Origin of the sequence: Kitasatospora sp. NPDC057512 (genome assembly GCF_042802135.1) — a bacterium.
In the GTDB taxonomy this organism is placed as follows: Bacteria; Actinomycetota; Actinomycetes; order Streptomycetales; family Streptomycetaceae; genus Kitasatospora.
On record NZ_JBHVET010001164.1, the window covers coordinates 1 to 1,593 of the forward strand.

Genomic DNA, 1,593 nt, shown 5'->3' on the forward strand with positions numbered 1-1,593 from the left:
ATTATTTGTCCAGTTGACCTGCCGGCCCGTAACCGGCTGGGCGTACGGGCCCCGCGCACCGCACGGTGCGCGGGGCCCTTCGGCGTCTCATGGGCAGTTCACCGGAGCGCACCGCCTTTCAGCGGCCGCTCATCGCAGACTGTTATGGTCGGGCCACCATCCAGCCCGCCGTCGCGGAAAGTGGGACCAACGCATGTCAACGGCACCGCTGTTGTCGGTCGTGATGCCGATCTACAACGAGCAGGAGGCGCTCCCGCTGACCGTCGAAAGGCTGCGGCCGATCCTCGACGGGCTCGACGTGGCCTACGAGGTGGTCGGGGTGGACGACGGCAGCACCGACGTCACCCCGGTGCTGATGCAGAAGATCCGCCAGGACTGGCCGGAGTTCCGCATCGTCCGCTTCGCCCGCAACTCCGGGCACCAGGCCGCCCTCACCGCCGGCATCCACCGCGCCCACGGCGACTACGTGGTGTCCATCGACGCCGACCTCCAGGACCCGCCGGAGAAGATCCCCGAGATGCTGGCGCTCGCCCGCGAGCAGAACCTGGACATCGTCTACGGCGTGCGCGGCGACCGCGGCACCGACACCTTCTTCAAGCGGCGCACCGCCGGCGGGTACTACTGGCTGATGCGCAAGCTGGTCGGCAAGCGGATGCCCAACCAGGCCGGCGACTACCGGCTGCTCAGCCGGGCGGCGGTGGACGCGCTCAAGGCGATGCCCGAGCACCAGCCGGTCTACCGGCTGCTGGTGCCGTGGCTGGGCTTCCCCAGCGGCGAGGTGGTCTACGTGCGCGAGGAGCGGGTCGCGGGCAGCACCCACTACCCGCTCTCGAAGATGCTCCGGCTCGCGCTGGACAGCGTCACCAACTTCTCCGCCGCCCCGCTGCGGCTGGCCACCTGGCTGGGGCTGTTCAGCTTCCTGGTCTGCCTCCTGCTGGCGATCTACACCACGGTCGCGTACGCCGTCGGCTCCACCGTGCCCGGCTGGTCCTCGCTGTTCATAGGGATGCTCTTCATCGGCGCCGTGCAGCTGGTCTGCGTCGGCCTGCTCGGCGAGTACGTCGGCCGGATCTACTCGGCGGTCCAGGCCCGGCCCGCGTACTTCGTCGGCTACGACTCGGCCGAGGAGCAGGACCGGTACGGTACGGGCGCGTGAACGAGACCCTCTCCGCGGACCGGGGCGAGCGCGACGAGCCCGCCGCGGCGGCCCGGCCGGTCCGCCGGCAGCTGCCGTCCTTCCTGGTCATCGGGGTGCTGAGCACCCTCTTCTACCTGGCCCTGTTCGTCCTGCTGCGGCTGGTCGCCTCGTCGCAGACGGCCAACCTGGTGGCCCTGGCGGTCAGCGCGGTGGCCAACACCGCGGCGAACCGCCGCTTCACCTTCGGCATCACCGGCTCGGACGGCGCGGTGCGCCACCAGCTCCAGGGCGCGGTCGCGTTCCTGATCGGGCTGGGCCTCAGCAGCGGCGCCCTGGCGCTGCTGGACGCCGCGCTGCCGCACGCCTCCCGGGTGGTCGAGGTGGCCGGGCTGGTGGCGGCCAACGGCCTCGCCACGGTGGCCCGGTTCGTGCTGCTCAAGCTGTGGGTCTTCCGG

Annotated in this window: 2 protein-coding genes; both read left to right on the plus strand. The window is 71.1% G+C overall.

The window, feature by feature from the left end; genetic code table 11:
* The first annotated feature begins 193 nt into the window (after nucleotides 1-193).
* Nucleotides 194-1,156, plus strand: a complete 963-nt coding sequence (locus ACFU6K_RS38570) for a glycosyltransferase family 2 protein (protein WP_380671270.1) — start codon at nucleotides 194-196, stop codon at nucleotides 1,154-1,156.
* Nucleotides 1,153-1,593: GtrA family protein (locus ACFU6K_RS38575; protein WP_380671272.1), on the plus strand; the 441-nt coding region annotated here is incomplete at its 3' end. The genes ACFU6K_RS38570 and ACFU6K_RS38575, both read left to right, overlap by 4 nt.